This window comes from Streptomyces sp. NBC_00193 (genome assembly GCF_026342735.1).
In the GTDB taxonomy this organism is placed as follows: Bacteria; Actinomycetota; Actinomycetes; order Streptomycetales; family Streptomycetaceae; genus Streptomyces; species Streptomyces stoeckheimensis.
The window spans coordinates 3,908,364-3,923,183 of sequence record NZ_JAPEMM010000001.1; the positions used below are offsets into that span (position 1 = coordinate 3,908,364).

The 14,820-nt window shown below is 72.7% G+C and carries 12 protein-coding genes and 1 tRNA gene; 12 read left to right on the forward strand and 1 reads right to left on the reverse strand.

The genetic code is table 11. The features are described 5' to 3' along the window. Positions 1-114 precede the first annotated feature (114 nt). The 10 genes from OG898_RS17360 to OG898_RS17405 all read left to right on the forward strand — a co-directional run bounded on the left by OG898_RS17360 (position 115) and on the right by OG898_RS17405 (position 10,161). Complete coding sequence (locus OG898_RS17360) at positions 115-1,236, forward strand: TIGR03364 family FAD-dependent oxidoreductase (protein WP_250741180.1); 1,122 nt, start codon at positions 115-117, stop codon at positions 1,234-1,236. Between the two features lie 5 nt (positions 1,237-1,241). Next, positions 1,242-2,018 (forward strand): phosphonatase-like hydrolase, encoded by a 777-nt coding sequence (locus tag OG898_RS17365; protein ID WP_266957843.1) that lies wholly within the window; start codon positions 1,242-1,244, stop codon positions 2,016-2,018. Continuing rightward, positions 2,015-3,064, forward strand: a complete 1,050-nt coding sequence (locus OG898_RS17370) for an ABC transporter ATP-binding protein (protein ID WP_250741182.1) — start codon at positions 2,015-2,017, stop codon at positions 3,062-3,064. The genes OG898_RS17365 and OG898_RS17370 overlap by 4 nt, the downstream gene beginning before the upstream one ends. Then, complete coding sequence (locus tag OG898_RS17375; RefSeq protein WP_266957845.1) at positions 3,057-4,034, forward strand: 2-aminoethylphosphonate ABC transporter permease subunit; 978 nt, start codon at positions 3,057-3,059, stop codon at positions 4,032-4,034. The genes OG898_RS17370 and OG898_RS17375 overlap by 8 nt, the downstream gene beginning before the upstream one ends. Further along, positions 4,021-4,818, forward strand: a complete 798-nt coding sequence (locus OG898_RS17380; protein WP_250741184.1) for an ABC transporter permease — start codon at positions 4,021-4,023, stop codon at positions 4,816-4,818. Before OG898_RS17375 ends, OG898_RS17380 begins: the two co-directional genes overlap by 14 nt. Positions 4,819-4,903: 85 nt before the next feature. Further along, the gene (locus tag OG898_RS17385) at positions 4,904-5,974 is read left to right on the forward strand and encodes a 2-aminoethylphosphonate ABC transporter substrate-binding protein (protein ID WP_266957847.1); all 1,071 of its coding nucleotides are present in this window, start codon (positions 4,904-4,906) and stop codon (positions 5,972-5,974) included. Positions 5,975-6,191: 217 nt separating this feature from the next. Next, positions 6,192-7,760 (forward strand): alkaline phosphatase family protein, encoded by a 1,569-nt coding sequence (locus tag OG898_RS17390; protein ID WP_266957849.1) that lies wholly within the window; start codon positions 6,192-6,194, stop codon positions 7,758-7,760. A 152-nt stretch (positions 7,761-7,912) separates the two neighbouring features. Beyond that, positions 7,913-8,692 (forward strand): HAD-IIA family hydrolase, encoded by a 780-nt coding sequence (locus tag OG898_RS17395; RefSeq protein WP_250741188.1) that lies wholly within the window; start codon positions 7,913-7,915, stop codon positions 8,690-8,692. Between the two features lie 92 nt (positions 8,693-8,784). Continuing rightward, positions 8,785-9,468 carry a hypothetical protein gene (locus tag OG898_RS17400; protein ID WP_250741190.1) on the forward strand — a complete coding sequence of 228 codons (684 nt, stop codon included), beginning with the start codon at positions 8,785-8,787 and terminating at the stop codon, positions 9,466-9,468. A gap of 30 nt (positions 9,469-9,498) precedes the next feature. Next, entirely contained in the window at positions 9,499-10,161 is a 663-nt protein-coding gene (locus tag OG898_RS17405) for a class F sortase (protein WP_266957852.1), read from the forward strand. Positions 10,162-10,223: 62 nt separating this feature from the next. Here the strand turns inward: OG898_RS17405 and OG898_RS17410 are convergent. Then, positions 10,224-10,297 (reverse strand) — tRNA-Lys (locus OG898_RS17410). Positions 10,298-10,545: 248 nt separating this feature from the next. Between OG898_RS17410 and OG898_RS17415 the strand changes: the two genes are divergently transcribed. Continuing rightward, on the forward strand, positions 10,546-11,901 hold the full coding sequence (locus tag OG898_RS17415; protein WP_266960300.1) for a peptidoglycan-binding protein: 1,356 nt from the start codon (positions 10,546-10,548) through the stop codon (positions 11,899-11,901). 182 nt (positions 11,902-12,083) lie between these two features. Next, the gene (locus OG898_RS17420; RefSeq protein WP_266957854.1) at positions 12,084-14,699 is read left to right on the forward strand and encodes an SPFH domain-containing protein; all 2,616 of its coding nucleotides are present in this window, start codon (positions 12,084-12,086) and stop codon (positions 14,697-14,699) included. Positions 14,700-14,820 lie beyond the last annotated feature (121 nt).

The following is a 14,820-nucleotide window of genomic DNA, read 5'->3' on the forward strand; positions in this document are numbered from 1 at the left end:
GACGTACTCGCATCACGGAACAGTAACGGGTCTAGTCCAAGCGTCGGAGGCTGTTCACCGGAGCGTCGCCCGGGGGATCCTCCCGGGTCACTGCCCGCCGTCACCTTGGAGCACGTGAGAGTCATAGTCGTCGGAGGCGGCGTGGTAGGCACCATGCACGCCTGGCAAGCAGTGGAACGCGGCCACGAGGTCGTCCAGATCGAGCGAGAAGCGGAGGCCCGCGGCGCGTCCTTGCGCAATTTCGGCCAGATCTGGGTCAGTGGACGGGCCGGGGGCGAGGAGCTCGACACCGCCCTGCGGGCCCGCGAGCTCTGGGAGGCGATCGGTGAGCGGGTGCCCGGCCTGGGCTTCCGCGCCATCGGCTCCCTGACCCCGGTACGCAACTCCCGCGAGCACGCCGTCGCCGAGGCCGCCGTGGCCCGCGCCGACGCCGCCGCCCGCGGCTACAAGCTGGTCACCGCCGAGGAGGCCAGGGCGATCAACCCCGCCCTGCGCGGCGCGTTCGAGGCCGCCCTGTGGTGCGAGCGGGACGCGGCCGTGGAACCGCGCACCGCACAGCTCCACCTGCGCGAAGCCCTCAAGGCCTCCGGCCGCTACACCTTCCTCCCGGGACGGGAAGTGCGCGAGGTCGTGGGGAACGGAGCCGTCCGCGACGACCACGGCGACGTCCACCGGGGCGACGCCGTGATCCTGGCGACCGGCGCCTGGCTCTCCGGCCTGGTCCGCGAACTGGTCCCCGACCTGCCCGTGCGCCGCGTCCGGCTGCAGATGATGCAGACCGCCCCGCTCGGCGAGTCCCTGACGACCTCGGTCGCCGACGCCGACAGCTTCCGCTACTACCCCGCCTACAAGAGCGAAGCCCTCGACGAACTCAACGCCGAGCAGGCCCAGGCGCCGATCGCCGCCGCGCACAAGATGCAGCTCCTGATGGTGCAGCGGCAGGACGGCGGACTGACCATCGGCGACACCCACGAGTACGAGCACCCCTTCGCGTTCGACACCCTCGAAGACCCCTACGCGCACCTCACCGAGGTCGTCGAGTCCTTCCTGGGACGCCCGCTGCCGCAGATCCGCCGCCGCTGGGCGGGCGTGTACGCGCAGTGCACCGACACCACCCGCGTCGTCCACCGCCAGCAGGTGGCCGACGGCGTCTGGCTGGTGACCGGACCCGGCGGCCGCGGCATGACCTGCTCGCCCGCCATAGCCGAAACCACCGCGAACGAACTGGGCTGGTAAGCGCCATGACCGACACCACGACCGACACCACGACCGACACCACGACCGACACCACGACCGACACCAAGACCGACACGAACAACCACCGCCTGATCGTCCTCGACATGGCCGGCACCACCGTCGCCGACGGCGGCCTCGTCGAGCGCGCCTTCGAGCGGGCCGCCGAGCGCCTCGGCGTCGAGCCGGGCAGCACCGACCACGCCGCGAAGCTCCAGTACGTCCGCGACACCATGGGCGAGTCGAAGATCTCCGTCTTCCGTCACCTCTTCGGCACCGAGGAGCTCGCCCAGCGCGCCAACTCCGCCTTCGAGCAGGCCTACGGGGAACTCGTCGACGGCGGCCTCATCGCCCCGATCCCCGGCGCCCGGGAGGCCGTCGAAAAGCTCCGCGCCGACGGCCGCACCGTGGTCCTGACCACCGGCTTCGCCCGCGTCACCCAGGACGCCATCCTCGACGCCCTCGGCTGGCAGGGCCTGGCCGACCTCACCCTGTGCCCCGCCGACGCGGGCGGCCGCGGCCGGCCCTACCCGGACATGGTGCTGGCCGCCTTCCTGCGCACCGGCGCCGTGGCCGACGTACGCGACACCGTCGTCGCGGGCGACACCGCGTACGACATGCTCAGCGGCGTCCGCTCCGGCGCCGGGATCGTGGCGGGCGTCCTCACCGGCGCCCACGACCGCGCGGCCCTGACCGGGCACGGCGCCACCCACGTCCTGGCCTCCGTCGCCGAGCTGCCCGCACTCTTGGCGCAGTCGGACCAGGAGCGGGAGCCCGGCGCGTGAGCGGCATCCGCTTCGACTCCGTCTCGGTCGCCTACGGCGGCAACACCGTCCTGGACTCCCTCGACCTGACCGTCGAGCCCGGCGAGGTCATGGCGCTGCTCGGCCCCTCCGGCTCCGGCAAGACCACGGCCCTGCGCGCGGTCGCCGGCTTCGTGCGGCCCGCCTCGGGCCGGATCCTGATCGGCGGCCGGGACGTCACCGCGCTCCCGCCGCACAAGCGCGGCATCGGCATGGTCGTCCAGCAGTACGCGCTCTTCCCGCACATGCGCGTCGCGGACAACGTCGCCTTCGGCCTGCGCGCGCAGAAGGCGCCCAAGGCGGAGATCCCCGGCCGCGTCGCCGAGGCCCTGGAGATGACCGGGATGGCGGCCTACGCCAAGCGCTACCCCCGCGAGCTCTCCGGCGGACAGCAGCAGCGCGTGGCCATCGCCCGCGCCCTCGCAATCCGCCCCGGGGTCCTCCTCCTGGACGAGCCGCTGTCCGCGCTCGACGCGCAGCTGCGCTCCGGGATGCTCGCCGAACTGGCCCGGCTGCACCGCGAACTCCCCGACGTGTCGATCCTCTACGTCACCCACGACCAGGTGGAGGCCCTCACCCTCGCCGACCGGATCGCCGTCATGGACCAGGCCCGCCTGCAGGACTGCGGCACCCCGCAGGAGCTGTACCGGGCCCCGCGCACCGAGTTCACCGCCTCCTTCGTCGGCAACGCCAACCTGCTGCCCGTCACCGTCGCCGACGGGGGCGCGCTCTTCGCCGGGCACCCCCTGACCCTCGACCCCGGCCGCGCGGCCGTCGGCGCCGGCGCCACCCTGTGCGTACGCCCGCATCTGCTCGGCCTCGGCGCCGGCCCCAACGCGCTGAACGGGACCATCACCGAGGTGCAGTGGCGCGGTTCGACCCACCGGCTCTACGTGGACATCGAGGGCCACCGGGTCAAGGCGGACCTGCCCGAACTGCGCGAAACCCCGGCCCTGGGCGACCACGTCACCCTGCACTTCGAGCCCCGCGACGCGGTGCTCCTGTCCGCGGGGGTCTCCGATGGCTGAGGCCACGGACCGGCTCGCACCCGGCCCGGCGACCGACCCCGAGGCCGCGGTCATTCCCCACCAGCCGGTACGAGGCCCTGCCCCCGGCACGCCCGAAAGCCCGGCCGAAGCCCCCGACGGCTTCGCGGGGAAGGTCGCACGTGCTCCCCGTAGCGTCCCCGGCTGGCTGTGGACCGTGCCTCCCGTCGCCGTGCTCGCGGTGGTCTTCCTCTACCCCCTCGCGCTGGTCGTCCAGCAGTCGCTGTCCCCCGAGAACGGGGGCGGCACCTTCGACGCCTACGCCTCGGTCTTCGCCTCGCACTCCTTCCGCGAGGCCCTCGGCACCACGGTCTGGCTGGCCGTCGGCGCCACCGTCGGCTGCCTGGTCCTCGGCTTCGCGCTCGCGCTGGTCATCGCCTTCGTCCCGTTCCCCGGGGCCCGCGCCGTCGCCAAGTTCATCGACGTCTTCCTCTCGTTCCCCTCCTTCCTCATCACCCTCGCCCTCCTCTTCGTCTACGGCACCGTCGGCATGGCCAACGGCATGTGGACCGACACCTTCGGCGTCGCGGAGGGGCCCTTCCACTTCCTGACCACCCCGTGGGGCGTCCTCCTCGCGGAGATCACCTACTTCACGCCCTTCGTGATGCGCCCGCTGCTCGCCGCCTTCTCCCAACTGGACACCGCCCAGCTGGAGGTGGCCTCCTCGCTCGGCGCGAAGCCCGGCCGCATCATCCGCCGGGTGATCCTCCCCGAGTCCCTCCCGGCCCTCGCCGCCGGCGGCAGCCTCGTCCTGGTCATGTGCCTCAACGAGTTCGGGATCGTCCTGTTCACCGGAGCCAAGGACGTCACCACGCTCCCGATGCTCATCTACGGCAAGGCGATCCTCGAATCCGACTACGCGGCCGCCTGCGTGGTCGCCGTCGTCAACATCGTGATCTCCGTCGGCCTGTTCGGCCTCTACCGGGTGGTGAGCAAGCGTGCTGGTGCATAGCAAGAGCGGCCGCTGGGCCGCCTGGAGCCTCTTCGGCATCCTCTTCCTGCCCCTCTTCGCCCTGCCGCTGCTCGTCGTGGTGGCCGCGTCCTTCTCGACGCACTGGTCCGGGGCCTTCCCCTCCGGCCCCACCACCGAGAACTACGCCGCGGCCGTCCGGGGCGAATCCCTCCAGGCGCTGACCACCTCGCTGCTCACCGCCCTGGCCGCCAGCCTGATCGCGCTCACCGTCGGCACCTGGGCGGCGCTCGCCGCCGCCGGTCTGCGCAAACGCGGAAAGAGCTCCCTGGACGCGCTGTTCATGCTCCCGGTCGCCGTGCCGTCCGTGGTCGTCGGCCTCGCCGTGCTCGTCGCCTTCAGCAAGCCGCCGCTGCTCCTCAACGGCACCAGCTCGATCGTGATCCTGGCGCACACGATTCTTGTCACGGCGTTCGCCTACCAGTCGGTTTCGGCTGCCATCGTGCGTCTCGACCCCGCGTACGAGCAGGCGGCGGCCTCCCTGGGCGCCCGCCCCGCGTACGTGCTGTGGCGGGTCAAGCTCCCCCTCCTGCTGCCGTCGCTCACCGCGGCCGCCGGGCTCTGCTTCGCCCTGTCCATGGGCGAGCTGAGCGCCACGATGATGCTCTACCCGCCGGACTGGATGCCCCTCCCGGTCCGGATCTTCACCGCCACCGACCGCGGCTCGCTCTTCAGCGGCTCCGCCGTCGCCGTGGTCCTCATGGCCACCACCCTGCTGGTCCTGCTGGCCGTCTCCCGTGTCCGCACCAGGGCCACGTACCGCTAGACCCCACTGCCGCACCGCATTGCCGCACCGCATTGCCGCACCCGCTGATTCCCCTGCTGACTCCCTTTCCCCGTAAGGAAGTTCCATGCCCAGCAACAGACTTCTCCGCATCACCGCCGCCGTCACCGGCAGCCTCGCCCTCACCGCCTGCGGCGGCGGCTCCTCCTCCGCCACCGACTCCAAGGACGGCGGCGAGAAGGTCGTCACCGTCTACAGCGCCGACGGCCTCAAGAGCGACAAGGGCGACGGCTGGTACGACAAGGTCTTCGCCGACTTCACGAAGAAGACCGGCATCGAGGTCAAGTACGTCGAGGGCGGCTCGGGGGAGATGGTGCAGCGCGCCGTCCGCGAGAAGACCAACACGCAGGCCGACATCCTGATCACGCTGCCCCCCTTCATCCAGCAGGCCGACGGCAAGGGCCTCCTCCAGGCCTACACCCCGCAGGGCGCCGACAAGGTCAACGGAGCGAACAAGTCCTCCGAGGGCAAGTGGACCTCGGTCGTCAACAACTACTTCGGCTTCATCTACAACAAGAAGGAGCTGCCGGCCGCCCCCAAGACCTGGGAGGAGCTGCTGGACGCCAAGTACAAGGGCAAGCTCCAGTACTCCACCCCGGGCGTCGCGGGCGACGGCACCGCCGTGCTCATCAAGGCGATGCACGACTTCGGCGGCAAGGACCAGGCCAACGAGTACCTGAAGAAGCTCCAGGCCAACAACGTCGGCCCGTCCTCCTCGACCAGCAAGCTCGCGCCGAAGACCGACAAGGGTGAGCTGCTCGTCGCCAACGGTGACGTCCAGATGAACTTCGCGCAGTCCAAGTCCATGCCGAACCTCGGCATCTGGTTCCCCGCCAAGGACGGCGGCAAGCCCACCACCTTCTCCCTCCCGTACGCGGCCGGCCTCGTCGACAAGGCCCCGCACACCGAGAACGGCAAGAAGCTCCTCGACCACCTGCTCAGCGAGGACGCCCAGAAGCTGGTCAGCGGCGTCGGCGGCGGCTTCCCGGCCCGTACGGACGTCAAGCCCACCGATGCCAACGCCGTCGAGCTCACCAAGCTCATGACCGGAGTCGAGATCTTCGAGCCGGACTGGGCCGACATCGACAAGAACCTCACCGGCTACGTCGACGCGTGGAAGTCGGCCACCGGCAGCTGACTGGTCGCCTTCCGGTCACCCACGACCGGGATAGTGACGCACAGATAACGGGTCTGGACCGAGTCTCGCCTTCGGTCCGGGCCCGCCGTACGCTCGCTCGCGTTGCCGCACGACCGTACGCCCGCACGACGGCATGCCCGCACGACCGCATGCCGCGTACGACCGCATGTCCCGTACGTCCCCTGCGCCTTCCCCACGATTACTCCCGGAGGAGTACGTGCCCACTGTCCTGTCCGGACGGACCCTCGCCGTGGCGGCCACCGCCACCGCCCTGCTCGCCACCGGCCTCGGCGCCCACGCCGCGACCGCCGACGAAGCCCCCGCTGCAAGCAGCGGCTCCACCGGAGCGGCTGCCGCCGCGCCCCTTGCTGCGAACAAGGTGCTCGTCATCGGCATCGACGGCACGGTCCTGGACCGCGTCAAGGTCGCCAACGCCCCGAACCTCAACGGCCTGATGGCCCAGGGCCTGACCGCCCGCAGCACCCTGTACGCGAACCCGATGGCCGCCACCTCCTCGGGCCCCGGCTGGTCCACGATCGCCACGGGCGTCTGGCCCGACAAGCACGGGGTGAAGGACAACTCCTTCACCGGCAAGAACTACACGGCCTACCCGGACTTCCTGACCCGCATCGAGAACGCCAACCCGGCGCTCAACACGTACGCGGCCGCCGACTGGGAGCCCATCACCTCCACCGACCAGAACGGCCCGATCTTCTCGGCCAAGGTCGACAAGCGCCTCTCCCTCAAGGGCGACCGCGACGGCTACGGCAACGAGGACCCGAAGATCGCCGCGGCGGCCTCCGCCGAGCTCCGCAACCAGAACCCCGACGCCGCCTTCGTCTACTTCGGCGAGATCGACCACGCGGGCCACTCCTCCGGCGCCGCGAGCCAGGAGTACCTGAACACCATCGCCCGCGTCGACGTCCTCGTCGGCCAGCTCCTCACCGCCGTCCAGAACCGTCCGACCTACGCCCAGGAGAACTGGAAGGTCCTGGTCACCACCGACCACGGCCACACCGACGGGGGCGGCCACGGCGGCTCCAGCATCCAGGAGCGCGGCACCTTCGTCATCGCCAAGGGCGCCGGGATCCCCGCCGGTTCGGTACGCAGCGACGTGAAGCTCGTCGACGTCGCGGCGACCGCGCTCGCCCAGGTCGGGGTCACGCCCGGCTCCGCGATCGACGGCATCCCGCTGGGCGCCCCGGACGACAACGATCCCTTCGACGCCCTGCGCCCCAACCTCCAGGCGCGCGTGGACGAGACGGGCATCCCGGCCGCCACCAAGGGGTTCACGCACACCCCGCCGGCCGGCTGGTCGGTCGACAACTCCAAGATGGGCACGGGCGGTGTCACCGAGTGGGCCGGATGGGCCTTCGCGACCGACGAGTTCTGGAGCCAGGCGCAGCGCGACCAGTGGCGCGAGCTGAACGTCCGCTCCCGTGACGTGTTCGCCGTCGCCGACTCCGACGAGTGGGACGACAAGAGCCACACCGGCTCCTACGACTCCACCCTCATCACCCCCAAGTGGGCGGTCACCGGCGGCACCACGAAGAACCTGACCTTCCAGACCCACTACCACCACGAGGCCGGCCAGACCGCCCAGGTCCTGGTCTCCTACAACGGCGGCACCCCGGCGGTCGTCAAGAGTTACACCGCCGACGCGGTCGCCCGTTCCGAGTCGATCGCGCTCCAGGTCCCGGCCGGCGCCACCGACGTCCAGGTCCGCTTCCGCTACGCCGGCAGCAACAACTGGTACTGGACCGTCGACAACGTCAAGCTCGGCTGACGGGACCTTCGGACCCTGCCCGTTCGGACCTGCCCGTTCCACCGTACGGTCCGGGCCGTGGACGCCCTCCGCGTCCGCGGCCCGGCCCGGATAAGGTGGTAGAGACCAGAGGTCACAGAGGTCAGACGCCACCGAGAGCGGAGAACAGTCCAGTGGCAGAGCGCAAGCCGATCGAATCCTGGCTCACCGACATGGACGGGGTCCTCGTCCACGAGGGCATCCCGATCCCCGGCGCCGACGCCTTCATCAACCGGCTGCGCGAGTCCGGCAAGCCTTTCCTCGTGCTGACCAACAACTCCATCTACACCCCGCGCGACCTCCAGGCCCGCCTGAGCCGGATGGGGCTGGAAGTCCCGGTGGAGAACATCTGGACCTCGGCCCTGGCCACCGCGAAGTTCCTCGACGACCAGCGTCCGGGCGGCACCGCGTACGTCATCGGCGAGGCCGGCCTGACCACCGCCCTGCACGACATCGGCTACGTCCTGACCGACCACGAGCCGGACTACGTGGTCCTGGGCGAGACCCGGACGTACAGCTTCGAGGCCATGACGAAGGCCGTCCGCCTGATCAACGCGGGCGCGCGCTTCATCTGCACCAACCCGGACGAGACCGGCCCCTCCGCCGAGGGCCCGCTGCCCGCCACAGGCGCGGTCGCCGCGCTGATCACCAAGGCGACCGGCAAGAAGCCGTACTTCGCCGGCAAGCCCAACCCGCTGATGATGCGGACCGGGCTGAACGCCATCGGCGCGCACTCCCACAGCAGCGCGATGATCGGCGACCGGATGGACACCGACATCCTGGCCGGGCTGGAGGCGGGCATGCAGACCTTCCTCGTGCTGACCGGTCTGACGTCGGTCGAGGACACCGAGAAGTTCCCCTACCGGCCGACCCACACGTTCGACTCCATCGCTGATCTGGTCGATCTGGTTTAGCGCGTACGGCTGACACGTACGGGCCAAGAGGGCGCCGCTCCGGATGCGGAGCGGCGCGCCGCGCGTGAATCTCCTTGTTGAGGAGGTTCACCATGCGCAGTGATTTGATCGCTCTCCGTGTCACCGGGGTGGCCGTCGCCCTGACGGCCCTGTCCGCCGTGACCGCTCCCTTCGCCTTCGCGGGGGAGGAGGACTGGAACCGGGACCGCGGCAGCGTCTCGGCCGACCCCAATCCGGCGGAGCCGGGGGCGCAGGTCAAACTGCGCGTCCGCGGCTGCGATGACGACTGGGCCGTCGCCCAGTCCGTGGTCTTCGTCTCCGAGGTCCGCCTTTCCACCGGCCGCGACGACCGCCGCACCCTGTGGGGCGACGCGATGATCCGCTCCTGGGCCGAGCCCGGCCGCCACGACATCAAGATCAAGTGCGGCGGCCGCGGCGGCGAACGCGAGTGGGGCACGATCGAGATCGAGCGCCGCCGCGAGCACCGGCCCGACCCCCACCACACGCCCGTCTGGCCCGTCCACGCGGGCGGCGGAGGCATGTCCGAGGAGATCGCCGCGAAGTCGAAGGCGGCGTCCGCGGCGGAGGCCGCCAAGGCTGCCGGGCAGGCCGGGTCCGCGGACTCCGAGCAGCTCGCCGCGGCGGCGAAGAAGAGCCACACGGGTGACGGCCCGGGCCTGCCGCACACGGTGATCGGCGCCGTGCTCGCCGCCGCCGCCACCCTCGCGGTCGCCGGCCGTGCGCTGACCCTGCGCCGCCGCCGCAGCGGCGAGTGACCGGGATGATCGGGATGATCGGGTGATCGGATGAGTGCCGAGCAGCGGAGCTCCGGCGGCTCCCGGCTGCTGACCTTCGCGGCCTGGTCGGTGCTGGTCCTCGGCCTGTGGCTGTGGGGCCGCGAGATCACCGGCGTGGCGATACCCCTGCCCGGCCGGGCAGGCGGACCGGCCGCCCCGGGCCTGCCCGCGGCGCACACCCCGCTGGCGCCGGCCGCGCCCGCGCGGGTCGACGTACCGTCCCTCGGGGTCCAGGCGCCGGTGATGGTCCGGGACCTGGACGCCAAGGGGGCGATCGAGCCGCCCCCGTACGAGAACCCGGGCACGGTCGGCTGGTGGCGCGGCGGCGCCCAGCCCGGCACGGCCGGGACGGCGCTGCTGGTCGGGCACGTGGACACGCGGTCGAAGCCGGCGGTGTTCTACGGCCTGAGCTCGGCGAAGACGGGCGACAAGATCCGCGTGGTGCGGGCCGACGGCTCGGTGGCGGAGTTCACGATCGAGGACGTACGGGTCCACGAGCGCGCGGACTTCGATCCCGCCAAGGTGTACGGGCCCAAGGTCCGCGGCCGGGCCGAACTGCGGCTGGTGACCTGCGGCGGCACCTACGACAAGGCGGCCAAGGAGTATTCGGCCAACGTGGTGGTGTCGGCGTACCTGACGGGCGTCGGAGTCCGCCCGGGAACGGCGGTCTGACCGAAGCGGAGCGAAACGAAGAAGCCCCCGCAGCTTTCGCTGCGGGGGCTTCTTTGCGTCTGTGCGCCGCCAGGGACTCGAACCCCGGACCCGCTGATTAAGAGTCAGCTGCTCTAACCAACTGAGCTAGCGGCGCTTGGTGACAGGGAAAACTCTACCCCACCGCTGCGGGTGCTCGTGACAAGCCGCGCGCGTTCTGTCCGATTAACCCATGTTTGGGGGTTTTGTCGTGCACGATATGTCTGGGCCAGGCCGGATCTGATGCCCCGCCAGATGCGGTCCCGGCCGACCAGCGACGAGCAGGGGAGTGGACGGAACCGCATGACGATGCAGCCTCCGACGCATGTGTACGAAGTGACGCCGATGGCCGAGGCGATGCCGCCGATGCCGCTGCCCTCCTTCGAGGAGTACGAACCCACCGGCGACTGCCCGTGCCAAGGCTGCGCCCAGCGCCGCCGCACGCTCGCGCGCGCCCGGGCCATACCGCTGCGCGACGGCGGACACCCCGCCGCGCGCGGAGCCCGCCGGGCGCTGGTGCTGGCCACCGCCGCGGGGGTGGTCCTCGGCGGCGGCGGGGGAGCCGCGGTGGCCGAGGCCACGCCGGGCCCCGGCGGCCGGGTGGCCCTGGACGACCCGGGCACCCCCCAGGGCGGCCGGGCCCCGCTGCACGGGCCGAAGGGCGGGAAGGGCACCACCGCGAAGCCCGCCGGGCTGCCCGGAGCACCCTCGGCGGTCCGCCGGACCGACCGGGCGACGATCATCAACCGGGCGAAGCTGTGGCTGGACGCGCAGGTCCCGTACAGCATGGCCGAGTACTGGTCGGACGGGTACCGGCAGGACTGCTCCGGCTTCGTCTCGATGGCGTGGAACCTCGGCACGAACGAATGGACCGGCAGCCTCGACAAGTTCGCGACCCGGATCACGAAGGACGAGCTGCTCCCGGGAGACATGCTGCTCTTCCACAACCCGGCCGACCCCAACAAGGGCTCGCACGTCGTGCTCTTCGGCGGGTGGGTGGACGAGACGCGCACGCACTACGTCGCCTACGAGCAGACGCGTCCGACGACGCGGAAGCTCGCCACGCCCTACGGCTACTGGAACAACGCGGTGAAGTACATCCCGTACCGGTTCAACGGGGTGACCGGCGGAGTCGTGCCCGAGCCCCCGGTCACGGGCGAACCGCCCGCGCCGGGCGGCACGGGCGGCGTCTCGGCCACCTTCCCCGGAGCGTCGAAGTTCGGGCCGGGCGCCGACAACGCCTACATCGCCCAGCTCGGCCGGATGCTGTCCGACCGGGGCGGGCTGCGCTTCTACCCGAAGGGCGTCGGCACGAAGTGGACCGACGCCGACCGGCAGGCGACCGAGGCCTTCCAGCGGGCCCAGGGCTGGACGGGCGCGGACGCCGACGGCATCCCGGGCGCGCACACCTGGCGGCTGCTCGCCCTGCACCAGGGCAAGGACATCCCGCCCACCACGGGCGGCGCACCGGGCCCGGCGGGCAAGCCCGCCTTCCCGGGCGCCTCCTTCTTCCGGCCGGGCGCGTCCCACCCGTCCATCACCGCCCTTGGCCGCCAGCTGGTGAAGAAGGGCTTCGGCAAGTACTACACATCCGGTCCGGGCCCCCGCTGGGGCGAGGCCGACCGCCGCAACGTCGAGGCGTTCCAGCGCGCCCAGGGCTGGCGCGGCGCCGAGGCCGACGGCTACCCGGGCCCGGAAACCTGGCGCCGGCTGTTCGCATGACGGAGGCAACGATGTACCCCACGCGCACGACATCGACCACAGGCACCTTCGAGATCCCCCCACACCCGACCCCCCGAACGACACCCCCACAGGCGGACCAGCCGACTCCGGCGGAAGCACCCCGCCTGACGGACCCCCTGACGGAAGCCGCCCCGGGCGAAGCCGCTTTGGGCGGAGCCGCTTTGGGCGGAGCCATCCCGGGCGGGGCCGGTACGGGCGCCGGAGCCATCCAGGCTGCCGCCGCACAGGCGGGATCGGCGCCGGGCGGAGTCGCCTCTGCAGCTGCCGCCCCCCGGTGGGCCGTTGCGTCCGAGCACCACGGGGCCGCGGGGCGCGAGGGGGCCGAGACCGGCACCGAGCGGGGCTCCCACTGGCCGGGAGGCCCCGACCGCCCCGCGTCCGCGGAGTCCGCACCCACACCGGTGGCCGCCGGGTGGGCAGCGGCCGAGCCCGGTGCCGAGCGGGGCTCGTACCTGTCGGGCGAGCATGACCGGGCCGGGTCGGTGTCGGCCGGGTCAGGGTGGGTTTCCGCCGAGGTCGGTGCCGAGCAGGGTGCAGGCCTGGCGGCCGCGCCCGGCCGGGGCGCGTCCACGCAGGCCGCGCCCGCGCCGGGTGCTTCCGGGGCCGTGGCGGCCGGGCCGTCCGAGGTGGTGTCGGCCGCGGTCCCCTCGGGGCCGCCGGCGGGCGTGAGCGAGTGGGCCGGGTCGACCGGTTGGGCGCTGGCGCCGGAGCGCTCCGGGTCCGTGCGCGGCGAGGCCGGGGGCGGCCGGGAAGCCGACGGACTCGTCGCCGTGGGGAGGGCGGCGCAGGCTTCCGGTGGTGCGCCCGTCGGACGGGTCGGGGAGGCCGCGCGCAGCGACGTACCCGCGGCGCGGGCCCAGGCCGAGCCGGGAGTGGACATCCCGCATCCCCAGGACGAGGCGGCCCACGCCGGTGCGGCCACGCTCCGGCTGCGGAACCCCGACGCCGAAACCGCCCGCCCGCACCCGCAGGACGAGGCCTGGCCGCCGGCCGCCGCGCCTGCCCCGGGTGCGTCGCTCGCCGCTGTCACCGCCAGGGCGGAGCACGCCCCGCGGCACGCGGGTCCTCCCGCTGCCTGGGACCTGCCCGGGCAGGGAGGCTCGTCCGCCGAGCAGGGCCGCGCCCCGCAGCACGCGGTCCCGGGCCCCGCCCCGGAGGCCGAGTACGCGGATCCGTACCCCGTACGGGACCTGCCCGAGCCGGAGCCGGAAGACGCCGACCTTGACGGAGGGCGGGAGCTGACCTGGTCCGTGCCCGCTCCGGGCATCGCCGGGGACGCAGCCCTCGTGGGCAGCGACAACAGCCCTGTCGGCAACGGCCCTGTGGGCAACGGGCCCGCAGACAGCGACCCCGCAGGGAACGGCCGACCCGGGCGGGAGGCCGCGGACGGGCAGTCCGCCACCGGCGAGCCCGCCACGGGCGGGGCTGCGGACGGCGAGGCCGTCGGCTTCGAGCACGCCACCGGCGTGGCTGCGGAGGGCGAGCCCTCCACCGTCGCGACCGCGGACAGCGGCATCGCGGACGCCGAAGCGGCCATCGCCGAAGCCGCGCTCGACCCGCAGGGCGCGGCGGCCGGCCGCGGCATCGTGCCCGGGCCCGACGGCACGGACGGCACGGACGGCGCCGACATCACCGAGGTCGTCGCGCGAGCCGTGGCGCGGATCGCCGAGGACGATACGCAGGACCTGCCCCGGGTCACCGCGGCACGCGGCGTCGCGGTGACCGAGGTGCCGGTGCACCTGCCCTTCCGCGGCGCAGCCCACCCGCAGGCGACTGCGAAGCCGAAGCCGAAGCAGGAGCCGGACCCGAAGCCGAAGGCGAGCGCGCCGAAGGCCAAGGCCGCCGCCCCCGCCCGGTCCGCCCCCGGACGCCGCGTGCCCCGTGGCGACGACCGGCTCCACGAGCACCGCGGCCCGGTGCTGCCCGGCTGGATCGCGGTCGCGGTGGGCGGCATCGCCCTCGCCGGCTGCGCCGTAGTGCTCTGGCGGGCCGGGGCCGTCCCCGATTCCCTCGCGCTGGCGTTCGGTGCGGAGCCCCGCCCCTACCGGGGACTGCAGGCGCGCTTCTGGCCCCCGCTCGCCTTCCTCGGGGTCGTCGCCCTCCTCGCCCTCGGCGGTCTGGGCCGTGGCCGGGCCGGCCACGCCTGGGTGCTCACCCTCTTCGGCCGCTACCGAGGCACCGTCCGCCGTACCGGCCTGACCTGGATCAGCCCCCTGCTGCTGCGCCGCCGGGTCGACGTCCGGCTGCGCCACTGGCGCAGCGACCCGATGCCCGCCGTGGACTCCGGCGGCCTCGCCCTCCAGGTCGTCGTCCAGGTGGTCTGGCAGGTCAAGGACACGGCCCGGGCGACCCTGGCCGTGGAGGACCACGTCGACTACCTCGCCGAGCAGGTCGAGTCGGCCATGGCCCGGGTCCTGTCCCAGCTCCCCGCGGACGCCTTCCACGAGGACGCCCCGACCCTGCGCGACGCCGAAGCCGTCGGCGACGCGCTGACCCGGATGCTGGCCTCGGAGACCGAGGCGGTCGGCGTGGAGGTGTTCTCGGCGCAGCCCACCCGGATCGAGTACGCCCCCGAGGTCGCGGACGCCATGCGCCGCCGCCGGGTCGCGGCGATCGACGCCAAGCACCGGGACACCGTCCTGACCTCGGTGGTCGATGCGGTGGACGACACCGTCCACCGGCTCACCTCGCGCGGGATCGTGGAGCTCGACGACTACGAGCGCAAGGCCCTCGTGAAGGACCTGACGGTCGCCTTCTACACGGGCCGCGCGGAGTAACCCTCACCGGCCTGGTCCGGACCGATGGAGAACGGGTGGAATCCGGTTGGTCCGGACCACCCGTTCTTCCGTTGGTCTGGACATGGCCAACTCCCGTCAATACTGTGGGACTTGGTCTAGA

What these genes read in the sequence shown, in the direction of transcription:
- OG898_RS17385 (WP_266957847.1), top strand. Translation starts at nt 4,904, where the DNA reads ATGCCCAGCAACAGACTTCTCCGCATCACCGCCGCCGTCACCGGCAGC.
- OG898_RS17415 (WP_266960300.1), top strand. Translation starts at nt 10,546, where the DNA reads ATGCCGCTGCCCTCCTTCGAGGAGTACGAACCCACCGGCGACTGCCCG.
- OG898_RS17405 (WP_266957852.1), top strand. Translation starts at nt 9,499, where the DNA reads ATGAGTGCCGAGCAGCGGAGCTCCGGCGGCTCCCGGCTGCTGACCTTC.
- OG898_RS17365 (WP_266957843.1), top strand. Translation starts at nt 1,242, where the DNA reads ATGACCGACACCACGACCGACACCACGACCGACACCACGACCGACACC.
- OG898_RS17400 (WP_250741190.1), top strand. Translation starts at nt 8,785, where the DNA reads ATGCGCAGTGATTTGATCGCTCTCCGTGTCACCGGGGTGGCCGTCGCC.
- OG898_RS17375 (WP_266957845.1), top strand. Translation starts at nt 3,057, where the DNA reads ATGGCTGAGGCCACGGACCGGCTCGCACCCGGCCCGGCGACCGACCCC.